The organism is Roseomonas sp. F4 (assembly GCF_053891155.1).
On the sequence record NZ_JBSSHK010000003.1, the window covers coordinates 134,769 to 153,287 of the forward strand.

Below are 18,519 nucleotides of genomic sequence, written 5' to 3' on the forward strand. Positions count from 1 at the left end.
TCAGGCCGCGGTATTCACCCGCAGGGGGTGGGGCACCACGGCGACCGCGGCATTCGGCACCCGTTGGCGGACATCCTGGCTCAGCCGGTCGATGGTCTGGAACACCTCGGCCAGCGGCCGCTCCTCGGCGAAGGCCAGGTGCAGGGTGACGAAGACGGTCTGCGGGCTGCGCCGGCTCTCCAGCCGCACCAGGTCGTCATAGTCGTCGAAATGCCGGGCGAGCGAGGCATAGACCGCGAGCCGGGTCTCCTCCTCCGCCGCCGCATCCAGCAGATCGCGGCCGGAGGCGGCCATCACCAGGGCGATGGCGCGCAGCCGCACCGCCGACAGCAGCAGCACGTTGAGCGGGTCGAGGTAGCGCACCCAGCCCTCGCCGGGCACCAGCGCCGCGATCGCCAGCAGCAGGCCGGTGGCGAGGTTGGCCAGCACCTTCACCTGGTAGCCGCGGTACAGCGCCAGCGCGACCGGACTCGGCGCCCGCTTCGCCAGCCTGCGCGACCAGAGCAGCATCGCAGCCGTCACCACCGTGCCATAGGCATAGAGCAGCAGGGCGAGCCCGGCGCCGGCCGGCGGCACCGGCGAGAGCAGGCGCTGCACCGCCATCCAGGCGAAGATCAGCAGATAGGCGAGCTGCACCTGGGCGATCAGCAGGCCGCAGAGATTTTCCAATTTTGCGAAACCATAGTTGAAATCGTCATTCGCCTGGCGTGTCGCCCGTCCCAGCGCATGCCAGGTGACAGCAAGCGCGACGATTTCTAGAAATCCGCCAACCAGATCGAGACGAACAACCAGGGAATTGGACTCGAACGCCACGAGCAGCGAAAGAAGAACTGCTGCGGTGACAGTCAGAAGGCTGACCGCCACCCGCTTCTGCTTGGCGTCCATTGCACCCCATGTGCCGATTCACTTGCACCATGCTGGCATGCCGGGGCGGCGGCAAGTCCCTCTTGCAGGGATGTGGCGGCGCGCGTATATCCGCTGCACGAGTTCGCTTTCCGAGGTTCCGGGAGGGTGGCCCCAAAAGGGCCGCCTTTTTTGTTGGCGGGACCCACGGTTGGATGGGTCAATGGACAACGATCAACCGCATCACGAGGGCCTCGAGGCCCGCATCGCCACCGCGATCCTGCCCACCCTGGGCCAGCTCGGCTATGAGCTGGTGCGCGTCCAGGTCAGCGGCAAGGAACGGCCGGTGGTGCAGATCATGGCCGACCGCGCCGATGAGGCGACGTTCCGGGTCGAGGATTGCGAGATCATCAGCCACGCCGTCGGCGCCGTGCTGGATGTGGAAGACCCCATCCGCAGCGAATGGTCTCTGGAAGTGTCCTCCGCCGGCATTGACCGGCCGCTGACCCGGGCCAAGGACTGGAACCGCTACGCCGGCCAGCTCGCCAGCGTCGATCTCCAGGTGCCGCAGGACAATCGCCGGCGGCTGCGGGGCATCGTGCTCGGCGCCGATGCCGATGAAGCCCGCCTTCGTCTGGAGGATGGCACGGAGGTGGTGGTGCCGCGTGGCAATATCCGCCGCGCCAAGCTGGTGCTGACCGATGCGCTGATCGAACACAGCGCGGCGCTGGCCGCCGTCGCCGATGCCCGCCGCGCGGCGCTGGAGCCGCCGGCTGTGGACGATGGCTCCGAGGTAGATGATTCCGCTGAAGCGCCGGAAGTGGAGGAGGAAGCCCCTCCCGCCCGCCGGCGCCGCTCAACCCCGAAGAGGAACTGACGCCATGGCGATGGATGTCGCGATCGCGCGCCCGGAACTGCTGCTGGTGGCGGATGCCGTCGCCCGCGAGAAGATGATCGAGCGCGACGAGGTGCTCGAGGCGATGGAGCAGGCCATCCAGAAGGCCGGCCGCGCCAAATACGGCCATGAGAAGGACATCCGGGCCGTCATCGACCGCAAGAGCGGTGAGGTGCGGCTGTCCCGCTGGACCGAGGTGGTGGACGCCGAGCCGGTGGAGAACGAGGCGACCCAGCTTTCGCTCCGCATCGCCCAGAAGATCAAGCCGGGCATCAAGACCGGCGAATTCATCATCGACCCGCTGCCGCCCATCGATTTCGGCCGCATCGCCGCGCAGACCGCCAAGCAGGTGATCGTGCAGCGGGTGCGGGAGGTGGAGCGCAACAAGCAGTACCTGGAATACAAGGACCGCATCGGCGAGGTCATCAACGGCGTCGTCAAGCGCACCGAATATGGGAACCTGATGGTCGAGCTCGGCAAGGCCGAGGCCCTGCTGCGCCGCGACGAGACCATCCCGCGCGAGGCGTTCCGCAATGGCGACCGCGTCCGCGCCTATATCTACGACGTGCGCGAGGAACCTCGCGGGCCGCAGATCTTCCTCAGCCGCACGCATCCGGGCTTCCTGGCCAAGCTGTTCGCGCAGGAAGTGCCGGAAATCTATGATGGCATCATCGAGATCAAGGCGGTGGCGCGTGACCCGGGGTCGCGGGCCAAGATGGCGGTGATCTCCCGCGACAGCTCCATCGACCCGGTCGGCGCCTGCGTCGGCATGCGCGGCTCGCGCGTTCAGGCGGTGGTGCAGGAGCTGCAGGGCGAGAAGATCGACATCATCCCCTGGTCGCCCGACCAGGCCACCTTCATCGTCAACGCCCTGGCACCGGCCGAAGTCACCAAGGTTGTGTTGGACGACGACGCCCGGCGGGTCGAGGTGGTGGTGCCGGACGACCAGCTCTCGCTGGCCATCGGCCGCCGCGGTCAGAATGTGCGCCTTGCATCTCAGCTCACGCGTTACGATGTGGACATCCTGACGGAGGCCGAGGAATCGGAGCGCCGCCAGGAGGACTTCCGCAAGCGCAGCGGCCTGTTCGTCGAGGGTCTTGACGTCGATGACGTCATCGCCGGCCTGCTGGTGACGGAGGGCTTCGGCTCGATCGAGGACATCATCACGGTCGATGACGAGGAACTCGCGGCGATCGAGGGCTTCGATGAGAATGTGTCGGCGGAGCTGAAGCGCCGCGCCCAGGCCTTCCTCGACAAGCGCGAAAGCGAGATGGACGACAAGCGCCGCGAGATGGGCGTGGAGGATGCGGTGGCCGAGGTCGGCGGCTTCTCCCCCGCCATGCTGGTGGCGCTGGGCGAAAAGGGCGTGAAGTCGCTTGAGGATCTGGCGGATCTGGCCGGCGATGAGCTGGTGGAGATCCTCGGCAGCGATGCGGTGGATGAGGATACGGCGAATGCCGTGATCCTCGCCGCGCGGCAGTCGGCCGGGTGGTTCGGCGATGAGGATGTGGTCGGCGCCATGGCCGCCGCGCAGGATGGCTATGACGATGCCGAGGATGGGGAAGCAGGGGCTGACGACGCAGAAGGGCTTGAAGGCGAAGGCGACGAAGGCGCGGCGGAGTCCCTCGAAGGACAGTCCGACGAAGCCGAAGGAGAGCCGGGCGAAGCCGAGGCAGGGCCGGACGAGTCCGTCCGAAGCTGAGGCGACGACCAGGCCGGCCGCGCTCGACATCGCGACCCTGCTGCGTCCCCTGCCGGCCGCGCCCCTCGATGGCGCGGATGAGGCTGAGGATGCGGTGGAGGAGCCGGAAACCGGCCCCCTGCGTCGCTGCATGGTGACGCGGGAACGGTTGCCGAAGGAAGTGATGCTGCGTTTCGTGCTGTCGCCGGCGCGGGAAGTGGTCCCCGACCTCAGCGCAAGGCTGCCCGGCCGGGGAATGTGGTTGAGCGCCCGGGCCGATGTGTTAGAACGTGCCGCAACCCGTGGGGCCTTCGCAAAGGCCGCGCGCGGTGCGGTGCACGTGCCCCCCGACCTTCGCGCGCGAATTGAGACCGGCCTTCATGGGCGGGTTCGCGATCTTGTCGGTCTGGCGCGGCGTGCCGGTCAGGCGGTAAGCGGGTGGCAGGCAGCGCTGGAGTGGCTGCAGAAGGGGCGCGTGGCGCTGCTGGTCCAGGCTTCGGACGGCAGCGCGGCGGAAAGGGCCCGGTTGGTGGGGCTCCGGCAGGTGCCAGCGGTCACGCCGCTGACCGGCGCGGAGCTTGGGGCGCTGTTCGGGCGCGACCAAGCGGTGCATGTTGCGGTGGCGCCAGGCAAACTGGCGCTGGCGATCGCGGCGGAAGCCGCACGGCTCGCGGGCGTCGCCGCCGCAGCCGAGAGCAAGGGCAGGGCGCCGGCGAGGGGAGTTCCTCCGGCGCCGCCCTAGGCGGACCGCCCCCCGGCGGCGACCGGGGATGGATGTTCGGCCTTGGCCGAGGGTCCTTTGATCGCTGTGCTCCACGGTTTCGGGGTGCGGTTACGACTTCACCCGCGTTCGCGCGGCAGCACAGGGTGTCGCGTTTAATGCGCGGCTGGACATGACGGACGAAAGATCAGGTTCGGATCGGCGGATGAGCGACCAGAACGACCAGGATGCGGCCAAGGGCCGGCTTTCCCTCCGGCCGGGTGGACGCCTGGAACTGGGCAAGACGGTGGATGCTGGCAGCGTGCGCCAGTCCTTCAGCCATGGCCGCAGCAAGGTGGTGCAGGTCGAGGTTCTGAAGAAGCGCGCGCCGACACCAGCGGCAGCGCCGGCTCCGGCGAAGCCCGGCGTGGCAGGCCCCGGCGCCCCGCGCCCGGGTGGCGCGACCTTGCGGCCGCAGGTGGCCGGGCCGGCTGGCAAGCCGCCCGCCGCCGCGGGACGCCCGCTGACGCAGTCGGAACTCGCCACCCGCCAGCGGGTGCTGGAGGAACAGCGTCGCGCCGAGGCCCAGCGCCAGCGCGATGAGCGTGAGCGCCAGGCGCTGCAGCTGCGCTCTGCCGCTGAGGAAGCCGCGCGCCGCGCGGAGGATGAGCGCCGTGAGGCTGAGGAGGCAGCTGCCGCCGCCGCCGAGGCCGCGCGCCGCGCCGCCGAGGAGGCGCGTCATGCGCCGCCGCCCGAGGTGGAGGAGCCGCCGGCCGTCGAGGCCGCCGAGCCCACGCCGCCGCCGGTCGCCGCCGCCCCGGCGCCCGCCGGCACCCCGGCCCGCGCCGAGGCGCCCGTGCCGCAGCGCCGTCCGGAGGCATCGCGTGCCGCCGAGCCGGCTCGCCCGGCCGGCCGCCCGGCGATGCCGGTCCCGCCGCGCCCGATGGCGCCGCCGCTGCGCACCGGCCGTCCCGGTCCGGTGCCGACCGCGCTGACCCCGCGCCGCCCCGCCCCGGCACCCGCCGCGCCCCAGGGGGCGCCGGCTGGCGCTCCGGGTGCCGTGGCCAGCGCCAGGCCGGCCGCCGCGCCGGCCAGCGACACGCCTGCCGCCAAGCTGACGCTGAAGGCTCGCACGCCTTCCGCCGAGGATGAGGAGGCGCCGCGCGGCGTCGTCCGCCGCCCGGGCATGCCCGGCCCGGCTGGCGCCGCCAAGAAGCCGGCTTTGCCGGCGGTCAAGAAGTCCCTGGTGCCGGGTGGCGATCGTCGCCGCGACGGCCGCATCGACGTCTCCGCGGCGATCGAGGGCGAGGATGAGCGCACGCGCTCCATCGCCTCCGTCCGCCGGGCCCGTGAGCGGGAGCGTCGCCAGCAGGAGCTGGCGCGCCTGCGCAGCGGCGCGGAGCGTGTGGTGCGCGACGTGGTGGTGCCGGAAGCCATCACCGTGCAGGAACTGGCGAACCGCATGGCCGCCCGTGGCGGCGAGGTGGTGAAGGCCCTGTTCCGCATGGGCGTCATGGCCACCCTGACCCAGTCCATCGACGCCGATACGGCGGAGCTGGTGGTGCAGGAATTCGGCCACCGCATCCGCCGTGTGGCGGAAGGCGATGTCGAGATCGGCCTGGAAGGCGAGGTGGATGTCGACACCGACATGCTGCCGCGTCCCCCGGTCGTGACCATCATGGGCCATGTCGACCACGGCAAGACCAGCCTGCTGGATGCCCTGCGCAAGGCCGATGTGGCGGCGCGGGAAGCCGGTGGCATCACCCAGCATATCGGCGCCTATCAGGTGACGCTGCCCGATGGGCAGAAGGTCACCTTCATCGACACGCCTGGCCACTCCGCCTTCACTGCCATGCGCGCCCGTGGCGCCAGCGTGACGGATATGGTGGTGCTGGTGGTGGCGGCCGATGACGGCGTCATGCCGCAGACGATCGAGGCGATCAGCCATGCGAAGGCGGCGAATGTGCCGATCATCGTGGCGATCAACAAGATCGACAAGGAAGGCGTGCGGCCGGAGCGCGTGAAGCAGGAACTGCTGCAGCACGAGATCGTGGTCGAAAGCCTGGGCGGCGAGACGCAGGAGATCGAGGTCTCGGCGACCAAGAAGCTCAACCTCGACAAGCTGCTGGAAGCCATTGCGCTTCAGGCCGAAATCCTCGACCTGCGGGCCAATCCGAACCGCGCGGCCGAGGGCACCGTCATTGAAAGCCGGCTGGACCGCGGGCGTGGCCCGGTGGCCACCGTGCTGGTGCAGAAGGGCACGCTGAAGACCGGCGACATCGTCGTGGCCGGCGCCGAATGGGGCAAGGTTCGCGCCATGCTCGATGACAAGGGCCGCCAGGTGAAGGAGGCCTCGCCTTCCTTGCCGGTGGAGGTCCTCGGCCTGTCCGGCGTTCCCACCGCGGGCGAAAACTTCGTCGCGGTGAAGGACGAGACGCAGGCCCGCGAGATCAGCGAATTCCGCCAGCGCAAGCTGCGGGAGAAGCAGGTGGCGGCGGTCTCCGCCGGCCGTGGCAGCCTGGTCGACATGCTCGCCCGCATCCAGGCGGGCGCGCAGAAGGAAGTGGCCGTCGTCGTCAAGGCGGACGTGCAGGGCTCGGCGGAAGCGATTTCCGTCACGCTCGGCAAGCTCGGCAACGACGAAGTGCGGGTGCGCATGCTGCATTCGGCGGTCGGCCAGATCACCGAAAGCGACATCCAGCTCGCCAAGGCGTCCAACGCCGTCATCGTCGCCTTCAACGTCCGCGCCACGACCCAGGCACGCGACCTGGCGACGCGAGACGGCGTGGAGATCCGCTACTACTCCATCATCTATGAGGTGGCGGACGACATCGAGGACCTGGTGCGCGGCAAGCTGGCGCCGGTGCAGCGGGAGAAGTTCCTGGGCTACGCCCAGATCCTTCAGGTGTTCGAGGTCAAGCGCATCGGCAATGTGGCCGGTTGCCGCGTGACCGAGGGTGTCGTGAAGCGTGGCTGTGGCGTGCGCCTGCTGCGCGACGGCACCGTCATCCACCAGGGCGAGCTTTCGACACTGCGTCGCTTCAAGGACGACGTGAAGGAAGTGACCAACGGCTACGAATGCGGCATGTCCTTCGTGAACTACAACGACATCCGCGTCGGCGACCAGATCGAGTGCTACGAGACCGAGACGGTCGCCGGCACGCTCTGACGCTCCACTGGCCGCAGATGGGGGGCGCGGCCGACAGGCCGCGCCCCTTTCTCGTTAAGGAACTGCCCGACATGGCCCGCAAGACCCGCGAAGCCGCGGATGCCCCGCGGCGCGAGACCAAATCCGCGATGACTCGCGCCACGAAGCCCGCCCGCAAGGGCGGCGCGGAGGGGCCGAGCCAGCGCCAGCTGCGCGTGGCGGAAGAAATCCGGCACGCGTTGTCTGCCATCTTCGCGCGGGAGGAGTTTCGCGACCCCGACCTGTTCGAGCTGAAGGTGACGGTGACGGAGGTTCGCGCCTCCCCCGACCTCCAGCACATGACCGCCTTCGTCAGCGGGCTGGGCCGCGACCTGTCGCCTGCGCAGCTCGCCGGGCTCAAGCGCATCCAGCCCTTCCTGCGCAGCCAGGTGGCCAAGGCCGTCCGGCTGCGCACGGCGCCGGAACTGCATTTCCAGGCCGATACCGCGCTCGACTACGCCATGCATATCAGCAAGGTGATGCAGCAGCCGGTGGTCCAGCAGGACCTCGGCAAGCCGGCCTCACCCCCTCAGGACGCCGAAGAACCGTGAACCAGCCCAACCGCCACCGCCATCGTTCCAAGAAGCCCAAGGGCCGCGAACTGGATGGATGGCTGATCGTCGACAAGCCCTCCGGCATCGGCTCCACCGATGTGGTGAACAAGGTGAAGCGCGCCTTTGACGCCCAGAAGGCGGGGCATGGCGGCACGCTGGACCCGCTGGCGACCGGCCTGCTGCCGGTGGCCTTCGGCGCCGCGACCAAGACCGTTCCCTATGTGATGGACGGCACCAAGACCTACCACTTCACGCTGAAATTCGGCGAGGCGCGGGACACCGACGATGCCGATGGCCAGGTCGTGGCCACCAGCGACGTCCGCCCGACCGATGCCGAGATCGAGGCCGTGCTGCCCGCCTTCCGCGGCGACATCATGCAGGTGCCCCCGGCCTATTCCGCCATCAAGATCGGCGGGGAGCGCGCCTATGACCTGGCGCGCGAAGGCCAGGTCTTCGAGATCGCGGCCCGCCCGGCGCGGATCGACCGCTTCGACCTGATCAGCCGCCCGGATGCGGACACCGCCATCTTCCACGTGGAATCCGGCAAGGGCGTCTATATGCGCAGCCTGGCGCGGGACGTGGCCCGCGCGGTGGGCTCGGTCGGCCATATCACGGCGCTTCGTCGCCTGCGGGTCGGTCCTTTCCGGGAGGAACATGCGATTCCCCTGGACTCTCTGCTCGTAACCGGCGATACGCCTCCCCCTTCCCCGGACCTCCTGCTTCCGGTGACGACCGCGCTGGCCGACATCCCGGCACTGGCCGTCACGGCGGAGGAGGCCGCACGCCTTCATCAGGGCCAGGCGATCAGCCTGGTGGACCTCATGGGGCGCGTTCCCCGCAATGCCGATCCCGAAGGGGGCCTGCTGCGCGCGATGGCGGGGGAGCGTCTGCTCGGCCTGTGCCGGCTGGAGAATGGTTGGATGCAGCCCGAAAGGCTGATCCAGCTCGATTCCGGGCAACTGACCGCAGACGTGGCTTAACCCCGATCCGGAGGATAGATGATGTCGACGACGACTGAGACCACCGAGCCCGCCGCCGCGCCGGCCGCCAAGCCCGCGCCCAAGATCATCGCGGCGACGGACAACGCGGCACGCGCCGCGATCATCAAGGAATTCGCCACGAAGCCGGGCGACACGGGCAGCCCGGAGGTTCAGGTCGCCCTGATCTCCGCCCGCGTCACCATGCTGACGGAACACCTGAAGGCCCATCCGAAGGATTTCCACAGCCGGCGTGGCCTGCTGGTGCTGGTTGGCCAGCGCCGCGGCCTGCTGGACTATGTGAAGCGCAAGGACCAGAAGCGCTACGAGACCCTGATCGGGCGCCTCGGCCTGCGCCGCTGATCTTCGCGACATCGCGCCTGTGAAAGGGCCAGGGAGGCAACTCCCTGGCCCTTTTCATTGGCGTGCTGAACCAGCGGCCGGTGCGCGGCGTTGGCGGGGCTGACCCTATGGAGGCGCCCGCCATGCGACGATGGCAAGGCTTGCCTGGGCTGTTCCGATTTCTGCTGGTTCAGATGCTGACGGGATTTGGCATCGCGGCTTTGGCCGTGCTGGCTTTGCTGGCGGCCGACCCGGGCGATGCGCGGATGCTGCTGCTGCGCGCGACCGGGCATTGGTGGCCGGCGGTGCTGCTCTGGGGATTTCTCGGCCTGACCTTTGGCGCGGTGCAATTCGGCGTCGCCATCGCCTTGCTGGCGGAGCCGCCGCCCCGGCCGCCCCCAGGCGGCCGATGGGCCCTCCGCCCGCTCAGCGCTTGCGCAGCCGCGTCGACCAGATGTGCCAGAGGTAGGTCGCGATGAAGCCGCCGACGACGACATAGGCCAGCGGTTCCAGCCAGCCCTCGATCTGGTCGTAGCGGTCTTCCATGAAATAGCCGGCCAGCGTCAGGAAGGTGATCCAGACGCCGCTGCCCAGCGCGGTCCACAGGTAGAAGACGGGCCGCGGAATGCGGATGAGCCCGGCGGGGATGGAAATGACGGTGCGGATGCCCGGCAGCAGCCGGCCGAAGGACAAAGCGAAGGGGCCGTATTTTTCGAGGGTCGCTTCCGCCTTGCGCAGATCCTCCTCTCCGACCGCGAACCAGCGGCCGTAGCGGCCAACCAGCGGACGGATGCGGTCGGCGCCGATGGCGCGGGACAGCTCATACCAGAAGACATTGCCCAGCAGCGTGCCCACCACGCCGGCGATCAGCGCCAAAATCAGGGACATCTGCCCGCGCGCAGCCACAAAGCCGGCCAGCGGCATGATGACCTCCGACGGGATGGGCGGGAACAGATTCTCCAGGAACATCAAGGCCAGCACGCCCGGCCAGCCGCCAGCGGCGACCACGCCCGTCACCCATTCGATCATCGGTCCATCCCGTACAGCGTGATCGCGACCCTGCGGCCGCGGGAATAATTGAAGCCGGAGACGGTCCCATGCTCGCGCAGGGCCAGCCCGCGGGTGGCGGCCTCGGCGCGGAAGGGGGCTTCCTGCCGGTCCGCAACGGCCACGAGGCGTCCGGGTTCGCCGGCGAGGAAATCCGCCGCCGCGGTGCCGTCGCGCAGCAGCCGGATGTCGCCGCCCAGCGCGAAGAGCAGGGAGGGTTCGTGGTAGCCGACCACGCCGAAGCGCGCATCCGGCAGGCCGGGCGAGGCGGTCCGCACCAGCGCGGCGAGGCGCGGCGAGATCCAGGGCGCCTCCAGCCGCGGCAGCACGGCGCCCAGCGCCACGGCCTGCAAGGGCACGGCCAGCAGCACGGCGAGCAGCGCGGCGCGGGCCGGCGCGCCTTCCCGCAGCATGCGCAGCAGGCCCCAGGCGAAGAGGCCCGCCGCCGGCAGGCCGAGCAGCGCCAGCATATCCACCCGCCCATCCGCCAGCACCGGCAGCACCGCGCAGGCGATGCCGAGCCCGGCGGCGGCCAGCACCGCGCCGAAGCTGGACAGCCAGGCGAGCCAGCGCGGCGGCGCCTGGCGCAGCGGGTCCAACGCCCAGGCGGCGGCCAGCAGCATCAGCGCCGGATAGGCCGGCATGGCGTAATGCGGCAGCTTGGTGGTCACCGCCTCGAACATCAGCCAGACCGGCACGGCCCAGGCGAGCAGGAAGCGCGTGCCGGGTCGCAGGCGGTCCGCCCAGGCGCCGGGCGCGGCGCGCAGCACCAGGAAGGCGGCGGGGAAGGCGGCGATGCCGAAGCTCAGCAGGTAGTAGCCCGGCGGGCCCCAATGGTTCTCATCGGCCCCGCCCACCTTGCTGAGCATGTCGCCGCCCAGCGCCTCGGTCAGGAAGCGGCCCTCGGTGGCGATGGTGACGGCGATGAACCAGGGGGCGGCGGCCAGCACCATCAGCGGCACGCCCCAGCCCGGGCGCAGCGCGCGCAGCCAGGGCGCGCCGGTCTTCCAGCCGCGGTCGGCGGCGAACAGGGTGATGCCGGCCAGCAGCGGCACCAGCGGCCCGATCGGCCCCTTCAACAGTACCGAGGCCCCGAGCACCAGCCAGAAAGTGGCGGCCGCCCCCGCGCCAAATCCGCTGGGCGCGACATAGGCGCGCCCCATCAGCCCCATCGCCACCACGATGGCGCCGAGCAGCGCCGCATCGGTCTTGGCGATATGGGTTTCGACCCCCAGCACGAAGCAGCCCGCGAGCATCGCCGCGCCCAGGAAGGCGGCACGCCGCCCGACCAGCGCCCGGCCGAAATGCGCCGTGGCCAGCACCGCGAGCAAGGCGCCAGCCAGGGAGGGGATGCGATAGGCCCAGATGTCGCCGCGATCGCCGAGCCGGAACGCCTCCACCACCCGCACCGATCCGGCCTGGAGCCAGTGGATGCCGGCGGGCTTCTTGTTGCGCTCGACCTCGCCGAAATGGATGCGCACCAGGTCGCCGGTCTCGACCATCTGGCGGCTGGCCTGGGCGAAGCGGCTTTCGTCGCGGTCGCCGGCCGGCAAAGCGAAGAAGCCCGGCAGCCAGAGCAGCAGGCACAGCAAGGCCAGCCAGGGAAGCGGGCGCCGCGTCTCCGGCAGCCGGTCGAGGAAATCGCGGAGCGCCTGCATGCGCGTGGCCCTAGCATGTGGCGCGGCGGGCGGCCATAAACCCGGCCACATGCCCCCCACAAATCCCTCGCCCCCTGCCACGAAGCGGGTCGCCGCCAAGCCGCCCAATGCCCGCGCCAACCGGGGCGCGCCGCCGCTCGGCACACGCTCCGCCGCGCTGCTGCTGCTGGCCGCGGTCTTCGATCGCCACCGCCCGCTGGAGGAGGCGCTGGACCAGCTTCCCGCGGCGCTGGAGCCGCGCGACCGCGCCGCCGCGCATCGCCTCGCCGCCGCCGTGCTGCGCCATGCCGGCAGCCTGGATGCCGTGCTGGAACCCGCCTTGCGGCGGGAACCGCCGCCGGTGGTGCGGGCCGCGCTGCGGATGGGGGCGGCGGAGCTGTTGCTGCTCGGCACGCCGGCCCATGCGGCGGTGGCGGCGACCGTCGCCGTGGTGCCGCGCCCCTTCGCCGGCCTTGTGAATGCCGTGCTGCGCAAGGTTTCGACCGAGGGGGCGGAGGTCTACGAAAGTCTGGACCGGGAGAGGCTGGACACGCCGCCCTGGCTCTGGTCGGCCTGGCACGCCGCCTATGGCGCGGCGGGCGTGCGCGCCATTGCCCGCGCCCATCAATCGGCCGCGCCGCTCGACCTGACCCTCGCCCCCGGTGCCACGCCGCCGGAAGGGGCGGTGGAACTGCCGAGCGGGTCCTGGCGCCTGCCCGCCGGCACCCGCGTGACCGACCTGCCGGGCCTGGCGGAGGGCAGCTTCTGGGTGCAGGACGCCGCCGCCGCCCTGCCGGCGCGGCTGCTGGCCGTGAAGCCCGGGGAGCGGGTGGCCGATCTCTGCGCCGCCCCCGGCGGCAAGACGGCGCAGCTCGCCACCGCGGGCGGCGTCGTCACCGCGGTGGAGCGCGACCCGAAGCGGGCCGCCCGGCTGCGCGAAAACCTCGCCCGGCTGAAGCTGACCGTGACGGTGGAGGAGGCGGATGCCGCCCATTGGATGCCGTCCGAGGCCAGCTTCGATGCGGTGCTGCTGGACGCGCCCTGTTCCGCCACCGGCATCATCCGCCGCCACCCCGACATCCCGCATCTGAAGCGGCCCAAGGACATCGCCCCGCTGGTCGAGGCGCAGGCGCGGCTGCTGGCCCAGGCGGTGAAGCTGCTGCGGCCCGGGGGGCGGCTGGTAATGGCCACCTGCTCCCTGCAACCGGAGGAGGGGGAGGCGCATCTCGCCCGCGCCGCTGCGCTCGGCTTGGTGCCGGACCCGATCGCCCCGACCGAATTGCCGGGGCTGCGCACTGCGCTGATCCGCGGCGGTACGATGCGCACGCGGCCCGACATGTGGGCCGAGCAGGGCGGCATCGACGGCTTCTTCGCGGCGCGTTTTCGGAAGGCGTGAGGGGAAGAACTTTTCGCGAGCTAAGGGAGAACCTTGGCAGCGGAGAGGATTGTGCTAGATATTCCGTATATTCGGGATGTCCTCACCATGGCTGTGGCTGAACTCGACCGTATCGATCGCGAAATCCTGCGCCTCATCATGCAGGATTCCGCTCGCTCCCTTGCCGAGATCGCGCAGGAGGTGGGGCTGACCCCGACCCCCTGCTGGAAGCGCATCCGGCGGATGGAGGAGGCGGGTGTCATCACTGGCCGCGTCGCCCTGGTGGATCCGGCGCTGGTAGGCCTGCCCATCTCGGTCTTCGTGGCGGTGGAGACCGGTGACCATTCCGGCGAATGGATCGCCCGCTTCGCCGAGGCCGTGGCCAGCCTGCCGGAGATTGTCGAGTGCTGGCGGCTGGGCGGGGACGTCGACTATCTGCTGCGCGTCGTGGTGCCGGACATGGCGGGCTATGACGCCTTCTACCGCCGCTTTGTCGCCGCCGTGCCCTCCCTGCGCAAGGTCACCGGGCGTTTCGCCATGGAGCGGGTGAAGAGCACCACGGCCCTGCCAATTTGAGGCTGCAACCGAGGCCCGGCCTATCTGATTTTGTATCAAAATAACACGGAAGTTGATTGCCCTCCGCCCCGCAACGGTCCACTGCGACGCGGATGTCATTTTTACAGTCTGAAACAAAGCCACCTGCGGTCCAACTTCCGGCGCTGACCTCACTGCGCTTTTTGGCAGCAACCGCGGTGGTTCTGTTTCATGTGCCCTATGTGCTGCCGCTATCGGTGGGCACGACCCCGCTGCATCAGGGCACGCTCGGGGTCAGTTTTTTCTTCATGCTCTCCGGCTTCATCCTGCGCCATGCGCATGCGCCGGAGGGCTTCCGCCCGCTGCCCTTCTATCGGCGGCGCGCGGCGCGGGTGCTGCCGCTGCACTACGCCACGCTGATCATCTGGACCTGGCTGTTCTTCGCGAACTGGGGCAACAGCCTGGGCGAGAAGATCAATAGCGGCATCGCCAATTTCCTGGCGATCCATTCGCTGTTCAGCGGCCATCTCTACACCCTGGGCTACAACGCGGTGTCCTGGAGCATCTCGGTCGAGCTGGTGTTCTACGCGCTGTTTCCGCTGCTGCTGGTGGGCGGGCGCGCGATACGGGTCTTCGCGGCCTGCGCCCTGGTGGCGCTGCTGCTGCCTCCGGCGGCGGCGGCCGGGCTGGACCGGGCCTTTCCGGGCTTCTTCCATTTCCACCCGCTCGGGCGGCTGCTGGAATTCAGCGCCGGCATGGCGCTGCACGGGCTGTGGCGGCACTGGCGGCCGGGGGAGAAAGTGGCCACCATCGTACAGATCGGCGCCATCCTGCTGTTGCTGGCGCTGGTCCCCGCCACGGAGGCCGTGCCGCCGCATCTGCGCAACCTGTTGCTGCTGGCGCCCTTCGGCCTTCTGATCCTGGGCTTCGCCTGGGACGGCCCACTGACCCGGCTGCTGTCCCGGCCCTTTCCGGTGCTGCTGGGGGAGGCGTCCTTTGCCCTGTATATGACGCACCACATGCTGTTCATGCTGATCGACCCGATGCTGGTCGGGCTCGGCGCCTCCATCGCCCTGCCGCTGGCGGTGCTCTCCGCCATCCTGCTGTCCGTCGCGGTCTACCTGCTGTTCGAAGGGCCGGTGCGCGCGCTGCTGAATCGGCCTTTTACCGGGCGTCATTCGCGTGTCGCGGTCGGAACCCCTGTTCCCCAGGGGGGCGGCGGCGGCTAGAACCGCAGGAACATGTCCGAACAGATCCGCATCGCCCCGTCCCTGCTCGCCGCAGATTTCACCCGGCTTGGCCAGGAAGTCGCCGCCATCGAGGCCGCCGGGGCCGACTGGCTGCATCTCGACATCATGGATGGGCATTTCGTGCCCAACATCTCCTTCGGCCCCGGGCTGGTGAAGGCGCTGCGGCCGCATTCGAAGATGTTCTTCGACGTGCATCTGATGATCGCCCCGGCCGACCCGTATCTGGCCGCCTTCGCCGAGGCCGGCGCGGACCTCATCAGCCTGCATCCGGAAGCCGGATCGCATCTGCACCGATCGCTGCAAACCATCCGCGCGCTCGGCAAGCAGGCCGGCGTGGTGCTGAACCCCGGCACGCCGGTGGAAGCCGTGGCCCCGGTGCTCGATCTGTGTGACCTGGTTCTGGTCATGTCGGTCAATCCTGGTTTCGGCGGCCAGTCCTTCATCCGCAGCCAGCTGACCAAGATCGCCGCCCTGCGCGCCATGATCGACGCCAGCGGCCGCCGTGTGGCGCTGGAGGTGGATGGCGGGGTCACCGCGGCCACGGCGCCGGATTGCCTCGCGGCCGGGGCGGATGTGCTGGTGGCCGGCACCGCGGTCTTCGGCGCTCCGGATTACGGCGCGGCGATCGCCGCGCTGCGAGGGAGAGGGACAGGCGCATGATCGAGGGGGTCCTGCGCGGCGCACGCCGCATTCTGGCCAACCTCAAGCCGATCAAGGTGCCGGACGGCCCGGCGCGATCTTTCCGCGACCTCTGGCCCGGCGATGCGGCGCGCGGCGCCCGGCTGCTGCGCGGCGAGTTCGAGGCCTTGGGCACCACCCGCCCCCTGCGCCCCATGGAGGGGGACTCCGCGCCGAGCCGCCCGGACTGGACCCCCGCCCAGCCCGGCGGCAGCCAGGCCTGGTACGCCGCCGCGCATGGCTTCGCCTGGCTGCGAGACCTGCGCGCCCTGGGCACCGACGCCGCCCGGCTGCGCGGCCGGGCGCTGGCCGCCGACTGGCTGGCCCATGGCGCGCATGACCCCTTGGCGGAGGCGCCGGAAGTGGCCGGCGCGCGCATCTCCGCCTGGCTCGGCCATTGGGATTTCCTGGCCGCGACGGCCGAGGACGGCTTTCGCCGCCAGTTGATGCAGCGCCTGGCGCAGGACGCCCGCGGCGTGGTCGCCGGCCTGCCGGCGGAGGCCGCGCATCGCGGCGCCCTGGTGGCGCTGAAGGGCGGCATGGCCGGCGCCGTGGCGCTGGAGGAGGAGACCTGGCTTGCCCGCTGCGTCCGCTTCCTGCCGCAGGAGCTGGAACGCCAGTTCCGCCCCGATGGCGGCCATGTGGAGCGCAGCCCGGGCGTGCAGCTCGCCGCGCTTCAGGACCTGATCGAAATCCGCAACCTGCTGCATGGCGCGGGGGTGGAGGCGCCGCCACAACTGGCCGGCACGCTGGACCGCGTGGCGCCGGCGCTGCGCATGCTGCGCCATGCCGATGGCGGCCTCGCGCTGTTCAACGGCACGCGGGATGAGCCGGCCTCCTTCATTGACCTGGTGCTGACCCAGGGCCAGTCGCGCGGCCGGGCGCCGACGCATCTGCCGGAAAGCGGCTTCCAGCGGCTGGCCGCCAGCCGCACCCTGATGCTGATGGATTGCGGCGCGCCGCCGGCGGCCCGGCGGGACGCCGCGCCCGGCGGCCTGCCGCGCGGCGCCGACCGCAACGCCCATGCCGGCACCCTGTCCTTCGAGATGTCGGTGGGCCGCGAGCGCCTGATCGTCAATTGCGGCGCCGCCCCGGCGGCCGAGGGCGAATGGCGCGACGCGATGCGCGCCACCGCCGCGCATTCCACCCTGGTGCTGGCCGATACCAACTCCTCCGAGCTGCGCCCCGAGGGGCTCGGGCGGCGGGTGGAGGGGGTGACGACCGATCGCTTCGAGGAGGATGGCAAGCTCTGGCTGGACGCGACCCATGATGGCTGGGTCAAGCAGTTCGGCCTGCGCCACCGCCGTCGCCTGTTCCTGTCCGAATCCGGCGACAGCCTGATCGGGGAGGACCTGCTGGAAAACACGCGGGAGGTGACGCCCCCCGCCTTCACCCTGCGCTTCCACCTGCATCCGGCCGTCGTCGCCAGCCTGCAGCAGGATGAGCAGGGGGCGCTGCTGCGCCTGCCCTCCGGCGCCGGCTGGCGGCTGCGCGCCGGGCGCGAGGTGCGGGTGGCGATCGAGGAGAGTATCTATCTGGGTGGCGAGCCGCGCCGCAGCCAGCAGGTGGCGCTGCATATCGAGGCCGGGGTCACCACGGTGAACTGGGCGCTGTCGCGCATCGGCCAGCCGGCGCCGACGCCAGCACCGGCCCCCGAGTGAGGTTCGGCCGGGCCGCCGTGCCATGAAGATTCTCGAAGTCACGAATGTGGACTTCGCCATGCACCACTTCCTGCTGCCACTGATGCGCGGCCTGCGGGCGCGTGGGCATGAGGTGGTGGGGGCCTGCGCCGAAGGCGCGCTGCTGGAGGGGCCGCGCGCCGAGGGTTTTCGCATCGAGCCCATCGACATGGCGCGCAGCCTGCACCCGCTGCGCCAGGCCCGTGCCCTGGCCCAGCTTGTGGCGCTGATGCGGGCCGAAAGGCCGGACATGGTGCATGCGCATATGCCGATCAGCGGGCTGCTGGCCCGCACGGCGGCGCGCATCGCCGGGGTGCCGCGCATTGCCTATACCTGCCACGGCTTCCTGTTCAACCAACCTGGCCCGCCTTGGCGCGGCCGCCTGGCGCTGGCGCTGGAACGCGCGGCCGGGCGCATCACCGACACCTATCTGACCGTCAGTGAGGAGGAGGCTGCGGATGCGAAGCGCTTGCGCATCCACCCGCATCCGGTCGCCGTGCTGAATGGCCGCGACCCCGCGCGTTTCGCGCATGACCCGGCCGCCCGCGCCCGGCTGCGCGCGGAGCTGGGGGCCGGGGAGGGCGATTGCGTGGTGATCGCCATCTCCCGCCTCGTCCGCCACAAGGGTTTTTGCGAATTGCTGGCGGCCATGGCCGATACGCCGCCGAATTGCGTGCTCTGGGTCGCCGGGGAACGGCTGGCCAGTGATCACGGCGAGGATCTGGAACCGTATTTCGAACGCGCCGCGGCCCTGCTCGGCCGCAGGCTGGTGCGTCTGGGCTACCGGGAGGATGTGCCGGCGCTGCTCTCGGCGGCGGATGTCTTCACCCTGCCCTCCCATTTCGAGGGCCTGCCGATGTCGATCATCGAGGCGATGCTGGCCGGCCTGCCGGTGGTGGCCACCGATATTCGCGGCCCGCGCGAACAGGTGGTGCCGGAGGAGACCGGGCTGCTGGTGCCGCCGATGCAGGTGGAGACATTGGCCGCGGCGTTGTCCCGCCTCGCCGGAGCGGCCGCCCTGCGCCGTTCCATGGGCGTCGCCGCCCGCGCGCGGGCCTTGATGCGTTTCGATGAGGCGAAGGTGCTGCGGCGGACCATCGCGCTGTTGGAATCGCCCCCGGTTTCTTCCTGAACTTCAAT

Annotated in this window: 16 protein-coding genes and 2 pseudogenes; 15 read left to right on the forward strand and 3 right to left on the reverse strand. The window is 70.5% G+C overall.

Annotated features, from left to right (window positions below):
- Positions 1–885, reverse strand: a complete 885-nt coding sequence (locus ACVFYP_RS12955; RefSeq protein ID WP_499200604.1) for a cation diffusion facilitator family transporter — start codon at positions 883–885, stop codon at positions 1–3.
- A gap of 181 nt (positions 886–1,066) precedes the next feature.
- Here ACVFYP_RS12955 and rimP point away from each other — a divergent pair, with 181 nt between their 5' ends.
- The 9 genes and pseudogenes from rimP to ACVFYP_RS13000 all read left to right on the forward strand — a co-directional run bounded on the left by rimP (position 1,067) and on the right by ACVFYP_RS13000 (position 9,658).
- Entirely contained in the window at positions 1,067–1,720 is a 654-nt protein-coding gene (gene rimP / locus ACVFYP_RS12960) for a ribosome maturation factor RimP (protein WP_499200605.1), read from the forward strand.
- 10 nt (positions 1,721–1,730) lie between these two features.
- Positions 1,731–3,311: pseudogene (nusA, locus tag ACVFYP_RS12965) on the forward strand (transcription termination factor NusA); the annotation flags it as partial.
- 223 nt (positions 3,312–3,534) lie between these two features.
- On the forward strand, positions 3,535–4,161 hold the full coding sequence (locus ACVFYP_RS12970; RefSeq protein ID WP_499200606.1) for an RNA-binding protein: 627 nt from the start codon (positions 3,535–3,537) through the stop codon (positions 4,159–4,161).
- Positions 4,162–4,345: 184 nt separating this feature from the next.
- A pseudogene (locus ACVFYP_RS12975) lies at positions 4,346–4,495 on the forward strand (translation initiation factor IF-2 associated domain-containing protein); the annotation flags it as partial.
- 180 nt (positions 4,496–4,675) lie between these two features.
- Positions 4,676–7,288: a translation initiation factor IF-2 gene (gene infB, locus ACVFYP_RS12980; RefSeq protein WP_499201268.1), complete on the forward strand. Its 2,613-nt coding sequence runs from the start codon at positions 4,676–4,678 to the stop codon at positions 7,286–7,288.
- Positions 7,289–7,416: 128 nt separating this feature from the next.
- Positions 7,417–7,857: a 30S ribosome-binding factor RbfA gene (gene rbfA / locus ACVFYP_RS12985; RefSeq protein ID WP_499201269.1), complete on the forward strand. Its 441-nt coding sequence runs from the start codon at positions 7,417–7,419 to the stop codon at positions 7,855–7,857.
- Positions 7,854–8,840 carry a tRNA pseudouridine(55) synthase TruB gene (gene truB, locus ACVFYP_RS12990; RefSeq protein ID WP_499200607.1) on the forward strand — a complete coding sequence of 329 codons (987 nt, stop codon included), beginning with the start codon at positions 7,854–7,856 and terminating at the stop codon, positions 8,838–8,840. The genes rbfA and truB overlap by 4 nt, the downstream gene beginning before the upstream one ends.
- 21 nt (positions 8,841–8,861) lie before the next feature.
- Entirely contained in the window at positions 8,862–9,200 is a 339-nt protein-coding gene (rpsO, locus tag ACVFYP_RS12995; RefSeq protein ID WP_499200608.1) for a 30S ribosomal protein S15, read from the forward strand.
- Positions 9,201–9,322: 122 nt separating this feature from the next.
- On the forward strand, positions 9,323–9,658 hold the full coding sequence (locus ACVFYP_RS13000; protein ID WP_499200609.1) for a hypothetical protein: 336 nt from the start codon (positions 9,323–9,325) through the stop codon (positions 9,656–9,658).
- Here the strand turns inward: ACVFYP_RS13000 and ACVFYP_RS13005 are convergent.
- Both ACVFYP_RS13005 and ACVFYP_RS13010 read right to left on the reverse strand, forming a co-directional pair.
- Complete coding sequence (locus tag ACVFYP_RS13005) at positions 9,606–10,208, reverse strand: DedA family protein (protein ID WP_499200610.1); 603 nt, start codon at positions 10,206–10,208, stop codon at positions 9,606–9,608. The genes ACVFYP_RS13000 and ACVFYP_RS13005 overlap by 53 nt on opposite strands.
- Complete coding sequence (locus tag ACVFYP_RS13010; protein ID WP_499200611.1) at positions 10,205–11,884, reverse strand: ArnT family glycosyltransferase; 1,680 nt, start codon at positions 11,882–11,884, stop codon at positions 10,205–10,207. The genes ACVFYP_RS13005 and ACVFYP_RS13010 overlap by 4 nt, the downstream gene beginning before the upstream one ends.
- 49 nt (positions 11,885–11,933) lie before the next feature.
- On the opposite strand from ACVFYP_RS13010, the gene ACVFYP_RS13015 reads away from it, so the two are divergent.
- From ACVFYP_RS13015 to ACVFYP_RS13040, 6 genes are all read left to right on the forward strand, one after another.
- A complete protein-coding gene (locus ACVFYP_RS13015; protein ID WP_499200612.1) occupies positions 11,934–13,259 on the forward strand; it encodes an RsmB/NOP family class I SAM-dependent RNA methyltransferase in 1,326 nt (441 codons plus the stop codon).
- An 87-nt stretch (positions 13,260–13,346) separates the two neighbouring features.
- Positions 13,347–13,814, forward strand: coding sequence for an Lrp/AsnC family transcriptional regulator (locus ACVFYP_RS13020; RefSeq protein ID WP_499200613.1), 468 nt, complete (start codon positions 13,347–13,349; stop codon positions 13,812–13,814).
- 92 nt (positions 13,815–13,906) lie between these two features.
- Complete coding sequence (locus ACVFYP_RS13025) at positions 13,907–15,001, forward strand: acyltransferase family protein (RefSeq protein WP_499200614.1); 1,095 nt, start codon at positions 13,907–13,909, stop codon at positions 14,999–15,001.
- A gap of 12 nt (positions 15,002–15,013) precedes the next feature.
- A complete protein-coding gene (gene rpe / locus ACVFYP_RS13030) occupies positions 15,014–15,682 on the forward strand; it encodes a ribulose-phosphate 3-epimerase (protein WP_499200615.1) in 669 nt (222 codons plus the stop codon).
- The gene (locus tag ACVFYP_RS13035; RefSeq protein WP_499200616.1) at positions 15,679–17,361 is read left to right on the forward strand and encodes a heparinase II/III family protein; all 1,683 of its coding nucleotides are present in this window, start codon (positions 15,679–15,681) and stop codon (positions 17,359–17,361) included. The genes rpe and ACVFYP_RS13035 overlap by 4 nt, the downstream gene beginning before the upstream one ends.
- Before the next feature lie 22 nt (positions 17,362–17,383).
- Complete coding sequence (locus ACVFYP_RS13040; protein WP_499200617.1) at positions 17,384–18,511, forward strand: glycosyltransferase family 4 protein; 1,128 nt, start codon at positions 17,384–17,386, stop codon at positions 18,509–18,511.
- Positions 18,512–18,519: the final 8 nt, after the last annotated feature.